14 protein-coding genes are annotated in these 13,845 nt (G+C 70.9%); 5 read left to right on the top strand and 9 right to left on the bottom strand.

Annotated elements, in window-relative coordinates; genetic code table 11:
* The first annotated feature begins 26 nt into the window (after nt 1-26).
* Nucleotides 27-230, top strand: coding sequence for a PspC domain-containing protein (locus KUF83_RS02585; RefSeq protein WP_217452843.1), 204 nt, complete (start codon nt 27-29; stop codon nt 228-230).
* A gap of 81 nt (nt 231-311) precedes the next feature.
* Here KUF83_RS02585 and KUF83_RS02580 read toward each other — a convergent pair whose 3' ends face one another.
* Both KUF83_RS02580 and KUF83_RS02575 read right to left on the bottom strand, forming a co-directional pair.
* Nucleotides 312-665 carry an ATP-binding protein gene (locus KUF83_RS02580; RefSeq protein WP_217452842.1) on the bottom strand — a complete coding sequence of 118 codons (354 nt, stop codon included), beginning with the start codon at nt 663-665 and terminating at the stop codon, nt 312-314.
* A 125-nt stretch (nt 666-790) separates the two neighbouring features.
* A complete protein-coding gene (locus tag KUF83_RS02575) occupies nt 791-1,957 on the bottom strand; it encodes an adenosine deaminase (RefSeq protein ID WP_217452841.1) in 1,167 nt (388 codons plus the stop codon).
* Nucleotides 1,958-2,070: 113 nt separating this feature from the next.
* Here KUF83_RS02575 and KUF83_RS02570 point away from each other — a divergent pair, with 113 nt between their 5' ends.
* A complete protein-coding gene (locus KUF83_RS02570) occupies nt 2,071-2,832 on the top strand; it encodes an alpha/beta hydrolase (protein ID WP_217452840.1) in 762 nt (253 codons plus the stop codon).
* A gap of 94 nt (nt 2,833-2,926) precedes the next feature.
* On the opposite strand, the gene KUF83_RS02565 is transcribed toward KUF83_RS02570, so the two are convergent.
* On the bottom strand, nt 2,927-3,889 hold the full coding sequence (locus KUF83_RS02565) for a LysR family transcriptional regulator (RefSeq protein WP_217452839.1): 963 nt from the start codon (nt 3,887-3,889) through the stop codon (nt 2,927-2,929).
* Nucleotides 3,890-3,951: 62 nt separating this feature from the next.
* Between KUF83_RS02565 and KUF83_RS02560 the strand changes: the two genes are divergently transcribed.
* Together KUF83_RS02560 and KUF83_RS02555 are read left to right on the top strand one after the other, a co-directional pair.
* Nucleotides 3,952-5,241, top strand: a complete 1,290-nt coding sequence (locus KUF83_RS02560) for an MFS transporter (RefSeq protein ID WP_217452838.1) — start codon at nt 3,952-3,954, stop codon at nt 5,239-5,241.
* 174 nt (nt 5,242-5,415) lie between these two features.
* Nucleotides 5,416-6,423 carry a sigma-70 family RNA polymerase sigma factor gene (locus tag KUF83_RS02555; RefSeq protein ID WP_217452837.1) on the top strand — a complete coding sequence of 336 codons (1,008 nt, stop codon included), beginning with the start codon at nt 5,416-5,418 and terminating at the stop codon, nt 6,421-6,423.
* Here KUF83_RS02555 and KUF83_RS02550 read toward each other — a convergent pair.
* Nucleotides 6,316-6,702 carry an STAS domain-containing protein gene (locus KUF83_RS02550; RefSeq protein WP_217452836.1) on the bottom strand — a complete coding sequence of 129 codons (387 nt, stop codon included), beginning with the start codon at nt 6,700-6,702 and terminating at the stop codon, nt 6,316-6,318. The two genes, KUF83_RS02555 and KUF83_RS02550, sit on opposite strands and share 108 nt — an antisense overlap.
* 171 nt (nt 6,703-6,873) lie before the next feature.
* On the opposite strand from KUF83_RS02550, the gene KUF83_RS02545 reads away from it, so the two are divergent.
* Entirely contained in the window at nt 6,874-7,794 is a 921-nt protein-coding gene (locus KUF83_RS02545) for an AEC family transporter (protein ID WP_217452835.1), read from the top strand.
* Nucleotides 7,795-7,884: 90 nt separating this feature from the next.
* Here the strand turns inward: KUF83_RS02545 and KUF83_RS02540 are convergent, their stop codons facing one another.
* From KUF83_RS02540 to KUF83_RS02520, 5 genes are all read right to left on the bottom strand, one after another.
* Nucleotides 7,885-9,168, bottom strand: coding sequence for a thymidine phosphorylase (locus tag KUF83_RS02540; RefSeq protein WP_217452879.1), 1,284 nt, complete (start codon nt 9,166-9,168; stop codon nt 7,885-7,887).
* 81 nt (nt 9,169-9,249) lie between these two features.
* Nucleotides 9,250-9,663 carry a cytidine deaminase gene (locus KUF83_RS02535; RefSeq protein ID WP_217452834.1) on the bottom strand — a complete coding sequence of 138 codons (414 nt, stop codon included), beginning with the start codon at nt 9,661-9,663 and terminating at the stop codon, nt 9,250-9,252.
* Nucleotides 9,660-10,922: an ABC transporter permease gene (locus KUF83_RS02530; RefSeq protein ID WP_217452833.1), complete on the bottom strand. Its 1,263-nt coding sequence runs from the start codon at nt 10,920-10,922 to the stop codon at nt 9,660-9,662. Before KUF83_RS02530 ends, KUF83_RS02535 begins: the two co-directional genes overlap by 4 nt.
* Nucleotides 10,919-12,040, bottom strand: a complete 1,122-nt coding sequence (locus KUF83_RS02525; protein WP_217452832.1) for an ABC transporter permease — start codon at nt 12,038-12,040, stop codon at nt 10,919-10,921. The genes KUF83_RS02530 and KUF83_RS02525 overlap by 4 nt, the downstream gene beginning before the upstream one ends.
* Nucleotides 12,037-13,644: an ABC transporter ATP-binding protein gene (locus KUF83_RS02520; RefSeq protein ID WP_308402891.1), complete on the bottom strand. Its 1,608-nt coding sequence runs from the start codon at nt 13,642-13,644 to the stop codon at nt 12,037-12,039. The genes KUF83_RS02525 and KUF83_RS02520 overlap by 4 nt, the downstream gene beginning before the upstream one ends.
* Between the last annotated feature and the right edge of the window lie 201 nt (nt 13,645-13,845).

The following is a 13,845-nucleotide window of genomic DNA, read 5'->3' as shown; positions in this document are numbered from 1 at the left end:
CCGACGACGCTCACGAAGGAGCCGCAATGAACCGCCTTGCCCGCCCCACCGACGGCCGCATGATCGGCGGAGTGTGCGCCGCGCTGGCTCGGCGCTTCGGCACCTCCGCGACCACGATGCGGGTCGTCTTCCTGGTGTCCTGCCTGCTGCCGGGCCCGCAGTTCCTGCTCTACATAGCGCTGTGGATCCTCTTCCCCTCCGAGGGCAAGGCGGCCCGTCCGGCCTGGTGACCACACGCACGGACGCCGATGGGGCGCACCCGACCGGGGGTGCGCCCCATCGGCGCGTACGAGGACGGTGCGGGAGCCCGCTCAGCCCAGCGGAATCCCGTTCACCGGCAGACCGTGCGTGGGCAGACCCTGGACCGGCAGACCGCCGAGCAGACCGGCGACCGGCGCGGCGGGACCCTCGGCGAGGAGGTTCGCGACGGCCGGCTGGGCGGCGGCGACGCCACTGCCGAGCGCGTTCTGCCCCTGGGCGAGCGACTCGCCCGCGCCGGGCAGGGTCTTGGTGACCCCGTCCACCGGCAGCGCGCTGGTGACGGTGCCGAGCGCCGGGACGGCGTCCGGGACCGCCGGGGCCGCGTTGGCGGCGCCGGCGCCGGCGGCGGCGAAGGCGGCACCGAGAGCGGCGACACCGAGGGTCTTGGCAGCAGACTGCTTCATCTTCGTCCTTGCATGCTGTGACGGGGATTCGAGCGGTCCGAAACGGTAATCACGTGCGAGCTCGCCCCGCAAACATCGAAAAGCGGCCGGGTCGTCATCACCCGGCCGCTTCCCGCGCTTCGAATTCAGCCCTCTCCGCCCACAGAACCGCTGGTGGAGACGGTCTGCTGGAACAACCATTCGGACTTCAGCTCGGCATAGCCGGGCTTGATGACGTCACTGATCATGGCCAGTCGTTCATCGAAAGGAATGAATGCTGATTTCATCGCATTGACTGTGAACCACTGCATGTCGTCGAGCGAATAACCGAAAGCGTCGACAAGGTGCTCGAATTCCCGGCTCATGCTGGTGCCGGACATCAGGCGGTTGTCGGTGTTCACGGTGGCCCGGAAGTGCAGCCGTCGCAGCAGCCCGATGGGGTGCTCGGCGTACGAGTCGGCGGCGCCCGTCTGGAGGTTGGAACTGGGGCACAGCTCCAGGGGGATCCGCTTGTCGCGCACGTACGAGGCGAGGCGGCCCAGTTCCACGGAGCCGTCGTCGCGGACCTGGATGTCGTCGATGATGCGGACGCCGTGGCCCAGCCGGTCGGCACCGCACCACTGGAGGGCCTGCCAGATGGACGGGAGCCCGAAGGCCTCGCCCGCGTGGATCGTGAAGTGGTTGTTCTCCCGCTTCAGATACTCGAAGGCGTCCAGGTGACGGGTGGGCGGGAAGCCCGCCTCGGCGCCCGCGATGTCGAAGCCGACGACTCCGCTGCGGGAGCCGGGGCCGCGGTAGCGGTTGGCGAGTTCGGCGATCTCCAGGGCGCGGGCCGCGTGCCGCATGGCCGTCAGGAGGGCGCCGACACGGATCCGGTGCCCGTTCTCGCGGGCCCGCCGCTCGCCCTCCCGGAAGCCCTCGTTGACGGCCTCGACGACCTCTTCGAGGGTCAGCCCGGCTTCGAGGTGCTGCTCGGGCGCGTACCGCACCTCGGCGTAGACGACGCCGTCCTCGGCGAGGTCCTCGGCGCACTCGGCGGCGACGCGGACCAGTGCCTCACGGGTCTGCATGACGGCGCAGGTGTGCGCGAAGGTCTCCAAGTACCGCTCCAGGGAACCGGAGTCGGCGGCCTCGCGGAACCAGATGCCGAGCTTGTCGGGATCCGTCTCCGGGAGGCCGGAGTAGCCCACGGCACGGGCGAGGTCGACGATCGTCCCGGGGCGCAGACCGCCGTCGAGGTGATCGTGCAGCAGGACCTTCGGCGCCCGGCGGATCTGCTCCGAGCTCGGGGTGTTCTTGGTCTGGCTCGTCATTTCCGCACTCTAACGCCTACGCGCGTAGATCTCGCCTTGTGCGGATCCGTCGATATGTAACGGTGACCGTGTGGACGGATGGCGTACACCATCGCTTCTGACACTGTTCTGTCATGGCACAGCAAGCGACGCCGGTTCGCGCGGCACGGCTGGGGCGGGCACTCGGTACGGAGCCGACGGCGGTGAGCGGCGTGGTGCTGCTGCTGCCGGGCGGCGAGGAGACCTCGGCCCGCAGGCCCTCACCGATGCTGGCGGCCGCGTCCGTACGGGCGTTGGGGCGCCGGCTCAGCCGGGTGGGGCGGGACGAGGGGCTGGTGGTGCACGTGGTGCACTACCGGTTTCGGGGCTGGAACGGCACGGAGGCCCATCTGGCGCGGGACGCCACGTGGGCCGCGGACGAGGTCGTGCGGCGGTACGGGGACGTGCCGGTGTGTCTCGCCGGGGTGGGCATGGGCGGGCGGGCCGCCGTGCACGCGGGAGGCCACACGGCCGTCAACTCGGTGCTGGCGATGGCCCCTTGGCTGCCCGAGGAGGACGTGGCGGCGCCTCCCGAACCGGTGAAGCAGCTGGCGGGGCGGCGGGTGCTGATCGTGCACGGCACCAATGACGCGCGGACCGATCCCGAGTTGTCGTTCCGGCTCGCCGCCCGGGCGAAGAAGGCGAACCGGGACATCTGCCGGTTCGAGGTGCACTCGGACGGGCACGCGCTGCACGCGTTCCGGGACGAGGTGCACGCGCTCGCTGAGGACTTCGTGATGGGGACGCTGTTCGGGCGGGCCTTCGCCCGGCCCGTCGAGGACGCGCTCGCGGCTCCGCCGCCGTTGGGGTTGCGGATGCCGCTCGCCTCCGGCTTCGGGCGGTCCCTTCGCCACTGAGGCGTGCCCCTGACGGGGCGGGGATTGTCGTTGTCTGCCGGCCCGGTGGGGGCTTGGCGCGCCGTTCCCCGCGCCCCTGGTGGGGGCGCGGTATTCAGTCGGGGAGCAGATTGCCTCTCTTGGAGAGGAGGAACTTTTTGAAGGCTGCCACCGGGGGTGTGTCCGGGTGGCCGTCCAGCCAGGCCACGCCGATCTCCCTGGCCGCCCGGGGTGCCGTCACCGTCAGTTCCACAACTCCCGGGCGGGCCACCGCCGGTGGTGGCAGGAGGGCGACTCCCAGGCCCGCCGCCACCAGGCCGCGCAGGGTCTCCGCCTCCTCGCCCTCGAAGGCGATCCTCGGCTTGAAGCCCGCCTCCTGACAGAGGTCGTCCGTGATGCGGCGCATGCCGTAGCCGGGTTCCAGCGTCACGAACGTCTCGTCGGCGGCCTCCGCGAGGCGGACCCGGCGGCGGGAGGCGAGGCGATGGTCGGCGGGGACCACCAGGCGCAGCTTCTGCTCGTCCAGGCGGCGGCCCACCAGGTCGGGCGCGTCCGGGACCGGGGACGTGAGGCAGAGGTCGAGTTCGCCGGAACGCAGGCGCTCGATCATCGCCTCGCCGTAGTTCTGGACGAGACTGAAGCGGACCCGCGGGTGATCGGCACGGAAGGCGCGGATCAGGGCGGGGACCGTCTCGGAGCCCATGGTGTGCAGGAAGCCGAACGCGACCTTGCCGGTGGCCGGGTCCGCGTCGGCCCGCACCTCGTCGGCGGCCCGCTCGATCTCCGCGAGGGCCCGCTCGACGGAAGCGAGGAAGGTACGGCCGGCGGGGGTCAGCGACACCGTGCGGCCACGGCGGGCGAAGAGGTCCACGCCCAGGTCCTGTTCGAGACGGACCATCGCCCGGGACAGCGTCGACTGCGGTACCCCCATCTCCTGCGCGGCCCGCGTGACGTGCTCCATGCGGGCGACCCCGGCGAAGTACGCCAGACGCGGGGCGAGCAGCTTCGACATGCCCGCACTGTCTTCTGTGTCACCGGACGATGACAGGCGACCCTCTGACCTCTGCTGATGCATCACAGGAACGATTATGGCAATTCCATGCATTGGACGGATGAAGGAGAGACTCCTAGGTTCGAGGCATGCCTTCCGCCAGTACCGGGGCGTCCACCACCGTGGCCGCCTCCTCCGCCGCCCTTCCCACCGAAGTCGTTCCCGTCGACACCCGGCTGACCCCGGGCGGACCCGGCTACCGCCGGATGAGCTTCGCGCTCTTCCTCGCCGGTGTCGCGACCTTCGCGCTCCTCTACTCCACGCAGGCCCTTCTCCCTCTGATCTCCGGCGACTTCGGGGTGACGGCGAGCACGGCGAGCTGGACGGTGTCGGCGGCGACCGGCGCACTGGCCCTGTTCGTCCTGCCGCTGAGCGCGCTCTCCGAGCGGTTCGGGCGGCGTACGTTGATGACGGCGTCCCTGGCGATCGCCGTGACCGTGGGGCTGCTGGTGCCCTTCGCCCCCTCGGTCGGCTGGCTGATCGCGCTGCGGGCCGTCCAGGGCGCGGCGCTGGCCGGGCTGCCGGCCTCGGCGACGGCCTACCTGGCGGAGGAGGTCCGTCCGAAGGCACTGATCACCGCCATCGGCCTGTTCGTCGCGGGCAACAGCGTCGGCGGGATGAGCGGCCGCGTCATCACCGGCTGGGTCGCGCAGGAATGGGGCTGGCGGGTCGCCGTCGGGACCATCGGCCTGATCGCGGTGGGCTGCGCGGTGGCCTTCCGGCTGCTGCTCCCGGCGCCGAAGCACTTCACGGCCGGCTCGCTGCGGCCGGCGGTGCTCGCCCGCACCGTCCGCGGCCACCTCGCGAACCCGCTGCTGCGCAGGCTGTACGCGATCGGCGCGCTGTTCATGACGGTGTTCGGCGCCGTCTACACGGTGATCGGCTACCGCCTCACCGAAGCGCCGTTCTCGCTGCCGCAGGGCCTCATCGGCTCGATCTTCCTCGTCTACCTGGTCGGTACGGTCTCGGCGTCGACGGCCGGGAAGCTGGTGGGCCGTCTCGGCCGGCGCGGTGCGCTGTACCTGGCGGGCGGCACGACGACCTCGGGCCTGCTGCTCTCGCTGGCGGACTCCCTGCCGATGGTGCTGCTCGGCCTGGTCCTGATCACCGCGGGCTTCTTCGCGGGCCACGCGGTCGCGTCCTCCTCGGTCAGCCACACCGCCAAGGAGGGGCGCGCGCAGGCCTCGGCGCTGTACCAGTCCGCCTACTACCTGGGCTCCAGTGCGGGCGGCACGCTCGGCGCGGTCGCCTTCCACTCCGGTGGCTGGGCGGGGACGGTGGCACTCGGCCTGCTCGCCGTGATCGGGGTCGTGGCGATCACGGTGGTCGGGTCGCACGCGGCCCGGGCGCAGCGGCGCCTGGTGGCCGTCCACCACTGACGAACCGGGGACCGGTTCGCGAACATACGGGTGCAGGTCAGGACAGTTACTGTCCTGACCTGCACCTTTTGCGGCTCGGGGGGCCATTGTCAGTGGGCTGCGGTAGCTTCCGAAGTGCCGGCGTCGCAATGGGGCGGTGCCGACTGACGGACAGGCCGCAGGGGTGGGTTGGCTATGAGTGACGGCACGGCGACGGTGGAAGACCTCGACGTCCGGCTGGAGAAGCACCGGGTCGAGCTGACGGGGTACTGCTACCGGATGCTCGGCTCGTCCTTCGAGGCCGAGGACGCGGTCCAGGACACGCTGGTGCGCGCCTGGCGCAGCTACGACAAGTTCGAGGGCCGCTCCTCGATGCGTTCGTGGCTGTACCGGATCGCGACGAACGTCTGCCTGGACATGCTGACGGCGGGGAACAAGCGGGCACGGCCCGTGGACCTGACGGACTCGACCCCTCTCGCGCAGGCGGCCCTGACCCCGCGCCCGGACAACACCTGGCTGGAGCCGATGCCGGACGCCCGCGTACTGCCGACGGTCGGCGACCCGGCCGAGGCCGCCGTGGCCAAGGAGTCGGTGCGTCTGGCCTTCATGGCCGCCCTGCAGCAGCTGCCGCCCAAGCAGCGGGCCGTGCTCATCCTGCGCGAGGTCCTCGCGTGGAAGGCGAGCGAGGTGGCCGAGCTGCTCGGCACCACGGTCGCCTCGGTGAACAGCGCGCTCCAGCGGGCCCGTGCGACGCTCGCCGAGAGCGACGGCGCCGCGGCCCGGGCCGCCACCTCCGACCCGCTCGACGAGGCGCAGCAGAAGCTCCTGGAGCGCTATGTGGCGGCCTTCGAGGGGTACGACATGACGGCGCTGACGGCCCTGCTGCACGAGGACGCCGTGATGACGATGCCGCCGTTCGACCTGTGGCTGACCGGCCCCGAGGACATCACGGGCTTCATGACGACGCTCGGCGCGCCCTGCGCGAACTCCCACCTGGTCCCGGTCGCGGTGAACGGCCTGCCGGGCTTCGCCCAGTACAAGCCGGACCCGGACACGGGCGGCTACACGGCGTGGGCCGTGCAGGTCCTGGAGACGTCAGAGGGGCGGATCACCGGGTTCCACTGCTTCCTCGACACGAAGCGGTGGTTCCCGCTGTTCGGGCTGCCCCTCGACCTCGAAGGGAATCCCCACCAGGCCGAGTAGCGCACGCAGGGCGGGGTCCGGATCGCGCAGTCTGATCCGCCCCCCGGCTCGACGGGCGGCGAGCTGCATCCTGGCCAGCGCGTCGACGGTGGTCAGACCCGGTGGTCCGAGACCGGCGACATCGCAGACCACGACGTCGGCTCCGCTGCCCCGCAGGCGTGCGCGCACGTCCTCGCACAGCCTCGGCACCTCGTCTCGGGTGACGGGGCCGGGCAGTACGAGTACGGCGGGTGTCATGGCGTCCACGTGCGGTAGACCGGGCGGCGGCGCGGAACTCATCGCCGATCCGTGGCTGAGCGCGAAGCCCCGTCGCGGAAGGTCACATTGACCAGGGCATGTCCTACCCCGGAGGGTTAGGTGTATGCCCCACGAACCAGCGCCCGCCGCACGTCGAATACCGGACCGCCGCCTGCTCCTCGCCGGGCACCCCAGGGGACCGCGGGAGGTGCCGTGCAGGGGGTGCTGAACGGCTTCGCGGTCATCGCCGTCGTCATCGGCGTCGGGTACCTGATCGGACGCAGGGGCTATCTGGGCGACAACGGCAGGGAGGTACTGACCAAGCTCGCGTTCCATGTCGCCACGCCCGCGCTGCTCTTCACCACCCTCGCGCAGGCCGATCTGTCGGTGATCCTGTCGAACCGGCTGCTGGTGACGGCGATCAGCACGTTCGCGGTGGCCGGCGTCTTCGTCGCGGTCGGTGCGGTGCGCCGCTGGGGAGTGGGCCGCACGACGATCGGCGCCCTGTGCTCCAGCTATGTCAACGCCGGCAATCTCGGTATCCCCATCGCCGTGTACGTCCTCGGTGACGCCTCGCTCGTGGCACCGGTCCTGCTGTTCCAGCAGATCGTGATGACGCCGGTCGCCCTGACGGTCCTCGACCTGTCGGGCTCGGGCGAGAAGGCCTCCCTCTGGCGGCGGGTGACCACTCCCGTCCGCAACCCGGTCGGCATCGGCTCCCTCTCCGGGGTGGCCGTCTCGGCGACCGGTCTGACCGTGCCGGGGCCGGTCATGGACCCGCTGACCCTGATCGGGAACATGTCGGTGCCCGCGGTGCTCCTCGCCTTCGGCATCTCGCTGTGCGGCAGCACGATGCCGGGCCGCGGCGCCGACCGGGCCCCGGTGCTGCTCTCCGTCGCCCTGAAGTCGGTCGGCCAGCCGCTGGCCGCGTGGTCCCTGGCGGCGGGTGTCTTCGGCCTGCGGGGCGCGCCCCTGCTGGACGTGGTCGTCACGTCGGCCCTGCCGGCCGCGCAGAACCTCTACACGTACGCCTCGCGCTACCGGGTCGGGGAGGTACTGGCCCGCGAGTCGATCCTGCTGTCGACGATGCTGGCGGTGCCGGTCCTGGTGGTGGTCGCGGCGTTGCTGGGGTGAGCGGACCGCCCGCGCACCTCAGTCGCAGCACGCCGAACGGGACCGGTGGCCGTCCACCGATCCCGTTCACGCGCAGGAGAAGACCGCAGGTCAGGCGATTCGTTCCAGCACGACCGGTGCGGCCGTGAAGGCCGTGCCGGGCGCCGCCACGTCGTACGAGCCCTCGACGGCCTCAAGGGCGTACTCGAAGCGCTCCGGGGTGTCCGTGTGGAGGGTGAGCAGGGGCTGGCCCTCGGTCACCGTGTCGCCCGGCTTGGCGTGGAGTTCGACGCCCGCGGCGGCCTGGACCGGGTCCTCCTTGCGGGCGCGGCCGGCGCCGAGGCGCCAGGCGGCGACACCGATGTCGTACGCGTCGAGGCGGGTCAGGACGCCCGTGGCGGAGGCCCTGACCACGTGCTGTTCGCGGGAGGTGGGGAGCGGCGCGTCCGGGTCGCCGCCCTGGGCGGAGATCATGCGGCGCCAGGCGTCCATCGCCGAGCCGTCGGCCAGCGCCTTCGCCGGGTCGGCGTCCTTGACGCCCGCCGCGTCGAGCATCTCGCGGGCCAGCGCGAGGGTCAGCTCGACGACGTCGGCCGGGCCGCCGCCCGCCAGGACCTCGACCGACTCGCGGACTTCGAGGGCGTTGCCGGCGGTCAGGCCGAGCGGGGTCGACATGTCCGTGAGCAGGGCCACCGTCCGCACGCCGTGGTCCGTGCCGAGCCCGACCATCGTGGAGGCCAGTTCGCGCGCGTCCTCGATCGTCTTCATGAAGGCGCCGGTGCCCACCTTCACGTCCAGGACGAGCGAGCCCGTGCCCTCCGCGATCTTCTTCGACATGATGGACGAGGCGATCAGCGGGATCGCCTCCACCGTGCCGGTCACGTCCCGCAGCGCGTACAGCTTCTTGTCCGCCGGGGCCAGACCGTCGCCCGCCGCGCAGATCACCGCGCCGACCCCGTCCAGTACGGAGAGCATCTCCTCGTTCGACAGGAGCGCGCGCCAGCCGGGGATCGACTCCAGCTTGTCGAGGGTGCCGCCGGTGTGGCCGAGGCCCCGGCCGGAGAGCTGCGGGACGGCCGCGCCGCAGGCCGCCACGAGCGGTGCCAGCGGGAGCGTGATCTTGTCGCCGACGCCGCCCGTCGAGTGCTTGTCGGCCGTCGGGCGGGACAGGGACGAGAAGTCCATGCGCTCGCCGGAGGCGATCATCGCGGCCGTCCAGGTGGAGATCTCACGGCGGTTCATGCCGTTGAGCAGGATCGCCATGTTGAGGGCGGCCATCTGGTAGTCGGCGACCTCACCGCGCGTGTACGCGTCGATGACCCAGTCGATCTGCTCGTCGCTGAACTCGCCGCGGTCCCGCTTGGTGCGGATGACGGAGATGGCGTCCATGACTATGGCTTCCCTTCCGAAGTGCAGCGGCCCTCCCGGCGTTCCGGAGCCACAGGGGCTCCGGGACGCCGGTGGGCCGCACATGAATTACTGGGTGAGGTGCTCCGGCCCGAAGGCCTGCGGGAGCATCTCGGAGAGCGGCACGATCCCGGCCGGGGTCTCCAGGAGCAGTTCGGGTCCCCCGAACTCGTACAGCAGCTGGCGGCAGCGGCCGCAGGGCACCAGGATCTCGCCGCGGCCGTCCACGCACGTGAAGTGCGTGAGCCGGCCGCCCCCGGTGTTCTGCAGCTGCGAGACCAGACCGCACTCGGCGCACAGCCCGAGCCCGTACGAGGCGTTCTCCACGTTGCATCCGGAGAGCACCCGGCCGTCGTCGGCCAGGGCCGCGACACCGACCGGGTAGCCCGAGTAGGGGGCGTACGCGCGGGACATGGCCTCGCGGGCCACCTCCCGCAGGGCCTCCCAGTCGACGGCCGCGGGCCCGGCCCCGCCCGACGTCACTTTCCTTGCCCCCGCCGGTACGGCATGCCGTCCGCCTTCGGCATCCGCAGGCGCTGCGCGGAGAGCGCGAGGACGAGCAGCGTGACGACGTACGGCGTGGCGGTGACGACCTGGTTCGGGACCTCGTTGGTGCTGGTGTACCAGAGGAAGACCAGCACGCCGACGAGCGTGGTGATCGCCGCCTGGACGTACCGCTTCTTCCATACGAAGTAGGCCGCGCCGATGATCAGCAGCAGCGCCAGGAGGAGGAGCAGCGCGTGGACGTTGGTGCCGCCGCCGCGCAGCTTGAGGCTGTCGGTGTAGCCGAACAGGCCGGCACCGAGGGCGAGTCCGCCGGGCATCCAGTTGCCGAAGATCATCGCGGCGAGACCGATGTAGCCGCGGCCGCCGGTCTGGCCCTCCAGGTAGATGTTGGAGGCGACCAGCGACAGGAAGGCACCGCCGAGACCGGCGAAGCCGCCGGAGATGATCACGGCCAGGTACTTGTACTTGTAGACATTGACGCCGAGCGACTCGGCCGCCACCGGGTTCTCGCCGCAGGAGCGCAGGCGAAGACCGAAGGAGGTGCGCCACAGCACCCACCAGGTGACGGGGACGAGCGCGACGGCGACCACGGTGAGCGGCGACAGGCCGGTGAAGACACCGCCGACGAGACCGGCGAGGTCGGAGACCAGGAACCAGTGCTTGCCGTTGAGGGTCTGGAGCCAGTCCGAGACGCCCGGGATGTCGAAGGTGCCGAGCGAGTCGACCGGCGGTGACTGCTTCGACGTGCCGCCCTCCTCGCCCTCGAAGGCGAAGGTCGACAGGTAGCGGGTGACGCCGAGGGCCAGGATGTTGATGGCCACACCGGAGACGATGTGGTTGACGTTGAAGGTGACGGTGACGACCGCGTGCAGCAGGCCGCCGAGCGCGCCGCCGATGATGCCGAAGGCGACACCGGTCCACGGGCCCCACTGGAAGCCGGCCCAGGCACCGAACCAGGTGCCGAGGATCATCATGCCTTCGAGGCCGATGTTGACGACGCCCGCACGCTCGGCCCACAGACCGCCGAGACCGGCGAGGCCGATCGGCACGGCCAGGCGCAGGGCGGTGGACATCTGGCCGGTCGAGGTGATGCCGTTCGCGTCGGTGATGAGCCGGACGGCGGAGACCAGGACCAGCAGCCCCGCGATGAGCAGGAGCAGGACCGGGAACGAGATACGGCGGCGGCCCCGGGCGGGCTTCGGCGCCTGCGCCTTGGCGACGGTCGAGGTGCTCATCGGGCAGCCACCTCCTTCTTGGAGTTGTCGTTGGAGGCGGCGGCCAGTTCCGCACCGACCCGCCGCTGCTGGCGGCGCAGGCCCCAGACGCGTACGGCCTCGTAGGAGACGACGACCGCGATCACGATGAGACCCTGCATGATCACCGCGATCTCCTTGTCGTACGCCACCGGGGTCGCGTAGTCGAGAGCGGGCGAGGCCTTGTCGAGGAAGGCGACCAGCAGGGCGGCGAAGGCGATGCCGACCGGGTTGTTGCGGCCGAGGAGCGCGATGGTGATGCCGGTGAAGCCGAGGCCCGTCGGGAAGGACAGGCTGTACGTGTGGGCGTCGCCGAGGAGGATCGGCAGGCCCGCGAGGCCGGCCATGCCGCCGGAGATCAGCATCGCGGTGAGGACCATGCGCTTGGCGTCCACACCGGAGGCGGCGGCCGCGGTCTCGGAGGCGCCGGTGGCGCGCAGGTCGAAGCCGAACCGGGTGCGGTTGAGGACCAGCCAGTACAGAATGCCGGCGAGCACGGCGATCAGGGTGAAGCCGTAGATCTCGCCCGCGTCGCCCATGTCGAAGCCGGGGAACCAGCCGGACTCCTTCATCACACCGGTGGTCTGGTTGTTGCCGAGCGGCACGCCCCAGACCGAGGTGAGGGTGAGGTAGCCGATGAGGCTGGTGGCGATCGCGTTGAGCATGATCGTCGCGACGACCTCGCTCACTCCGCGGGTCACCTTGAGGACGCCCGCGATGCCCGCCCAGAAGGCGCCGGTGAGCATGGCCACCAGCATCAGGAACGGGATCTGCAGGGCGGCGGGCAGCGAGACGTGCGCGCCGACGACGGCGGTCATCATGGCGGCGAGGCGGTACTGGCCGTCGACGCCGATGTTGAAGAGGTTCATGCGGAAGCCGACGGCGACCGCGAGCGCGGCGAGGTAGTAGACCCCCGCCTGGTTGATGATCAGGACCTGGACGTCGGCGAATCCGGCCTGCTCGAACATCAGCGTGTACGGCTCGATCGGGCTCTTGCCCGAGGCGAGCAGCACGAACGACGTCAGCACCACGGCTGCGACGAGCGCGATGACCGGTCCGGCCACCGCGAGGAGCACCCGCTCCTTGTCGAACTTCTTCATCGGGCGTCGTCCTCCGGGACTTCCTCTACGTGCTCCAGGTGGCCGGAGGCGGCGCCGGTCATGGCCGAACCCAGCTCCTCCGGAGTGATGGTCGCCGGGTCGGCGTCCGCGACCAGCCTGCCGTTGTAGATCACCCGGAGGGTGTCGGAGAGGCCGATCAGCTCGTCCAGGTCGGCGGAGATCAGCAGCACGGCCAGGCCCTCGCGGCGGGCTTCGCGGATCTGGTCCCAGATCGCGGCCTGCGCGCCGACGTCCACACCGCGGGTGGGGTGGGCGGCGATCAGGAAGCGCGGCTTGTGGCTCATCTCGCGGCCGACGATCAGCTTCTGCTGGTTGCCGCCGGACAGGGAGGCGGCGGTGACGTCGATGCCGGGCGTACGGACGTCGTACTCCTCGACGATGCGGCGGGTGTCGTCCTGGGCGCCCTTGATGTCCAGCCAGAAGCCCTTGCTGTTGGGCTTCTCGGTGACGTGGCCCAGGATGCGGTTCTCCCACAGCGGGGCCTCGAGGAGCAGGCCGTGGCGGTGGCGGTCCTCGGGGATGTAGCCGACGCCCTGCTCGCGGCGCTTGCGGGTGGGCCAGGAGGTGATCTCCTCGCCGATGAAGCGGATGGTGCCGGAGTCGGCGTCCTTGAGGCCGATCAGCGCGTCGACCAGTTCGGTCTGGCCGTTGCCCTCGACACCGGCGATGCCCATGACCTCACCGGCGTGGATGGTGAAGGTGACGTCGTCGAGGACGCGCTTCACGTCGCCGCCGGCGGCCGCGTCGGTGAGCCCGGGGCCGGCCGGCTCGCCGAGGTCGCCGAGTGAGGCGCCGCCGCCGGCGTGGACGGTGAGGCTCTCGACCTCGATCACCGGCTTGTCGGTGACCGTCGACTCGGCGGTCTCCGGCGTGGGCAGTTCGCTGCCGACCATCATCTCGGCGAGCTGGCGCGAGGTGGTCTCGGCGGGAATCGCCGTGCCGACCGTCGTGCCCCGCCGGATGACGGTGATCTCGTCGGCGACCGACAGGACCTCGCCCAGCTTGTGGGAGATGAAGATGACGGACAGGCCCTCGGCCTTGAGCTCGCGGAGGTTGTCGAAGAGCGCGTCGACCTCCTGCGGCACGAGGACGGCGGTCGGCTCGTCCAGGATCAGGATGCGGGCGCCGCGGTAGAGGACCTTGAGGATCTCCACGCGCTGGCGGTCGGCGACCCCGAGGTCCTCGACGAGGGCGTCCGGGCGCACCCCGAGGCCGTACCGCTCGGAGATCTCCTTGATCTTGTCGCGGGCGCCGCCGCCGATGCCGTAGAGCTTCTCGCTGCCCAGGACGACGTTCTCCAGGACGGTGAGGTAGTCGGCCAGCATGAAGTGCTGGTGGACCATGCCGATGCCGCGCACGATGGCGTCGGCGGGGCTGGAGAAGCTCACCTGCTCGCCGTCGACCGCGATGGTGCCCTCGTCCGGCTTCTGCATGCCGTAGAGGATCTTCATCAGGGTCGACTTGCCGGCGCCGTTCTCCCCGACGAGGGCGTGCACGGTGCCCTTGCGGACGGACAGGTGGATGTCGTGGTTGGCGACGACACCGGGAAATCGCTTCGTGATCCCCGCCAGCTCGACCGACACGGTCGAACTGGCGGCGAGCGGAGGGCTGCTGGACGCGTCGATGGCGCACTCTCCTTGGAAAAGGGGCCATCTACGCGCGTAGCGCCCCTGCTTCAACAACTACTGCGGAGTCGAGTGTTCCAGGCATGTCCCCGATTTTCGGGTACACCCGGATCATCCGCCGCGCGAACGGGGCGCGGGAAGGCCATCCTTCCCGCACCC

The organism is Streptomyces sp. BV286 (assembly GCF_019090165.1).
Taxonomy (GTDB): Bacteria; Actinomycetota; Actinomycetes; order Streptomycetales; family Streptomycetaceae; genus Streptomyces.
The sequence above is the reverse complement of the archived record's forward strand: the minus strand, read 5'-3'. Positions and strand labels throughout refer to the sequence as shown.

What these genes read in the sequence shown, in the direction of transcription:
- KUF83_RS02585 (WP_217452843.1), top strand. Translation starts at nt 27, where the DNA reads ATGAACCGCCTTGCCCGCCCCACCGACGGCCGCATGATCGGCGGAGTG.
- KUF83_RS02550 (WP_217452836.1), bottom strand. Translation starts at nt 6,702, where the DNA reads ATGAGTTCCGCGCCGCCGCCCGGTCTACCGCACGTGGACGCCATGACA.
- KUF83_RS02525 (WP_217452832.1), bottom strand. Translation starts at nt 12,040, where the DNA reads ATGAAGAAGTTCGACAAGGAGCGGGTGCTCCTCGCGGTGGCCGGACCG.
- KUF83_RS02570 (WP_217452840.1), top strand. Translation starts at nt 2,071, where the DNA reads ATGGCACAGCAAGCGACGCCGGTTCGCGCGGCACGGCTGGGGCGGGCA.
- KUF83_RS02530 (WP_217452833.1), bottom strand. Translation starts at nt 10,922, where the DNA reads ATGAGCACCTCGACCGTCGCCAAGGCGCAGGCGCCGAAGCCCGCCCGG.
- KUF83_RS02580 (WP_217452842.1), bottom strand. Translation starts at nt 665, where the DNA reads ATGAAGCAGTCTGCTGCCAAGACCCTCGGTGTCGCCGCTCTCGGTGCC.
- KUF83_RS02560 (WP_217452838.1), top strand. Translation starts at nt 3,952, where the DNA reads ATGCCTTCCGCCAGTACCGGGGCGTCCACCACCGTGGCCGCCTCCTCC.
- KUF83_RS02575 (WP_217452841.1), bottom strand. Translation starts at nt 1,957, where the DNA reads ATGACGAGCCAGACCAAGAACACCCCGAGCTCGGAGCAGATCCGCCGG.
- KUF83_RS02555 (WP_217452837.1), top strand. Translation starts at nt 5,416, where the DNA reads ATGAGTGACGGCACGGCGACGGTGGAAGACCTCGACGTCCGGCTGGAG.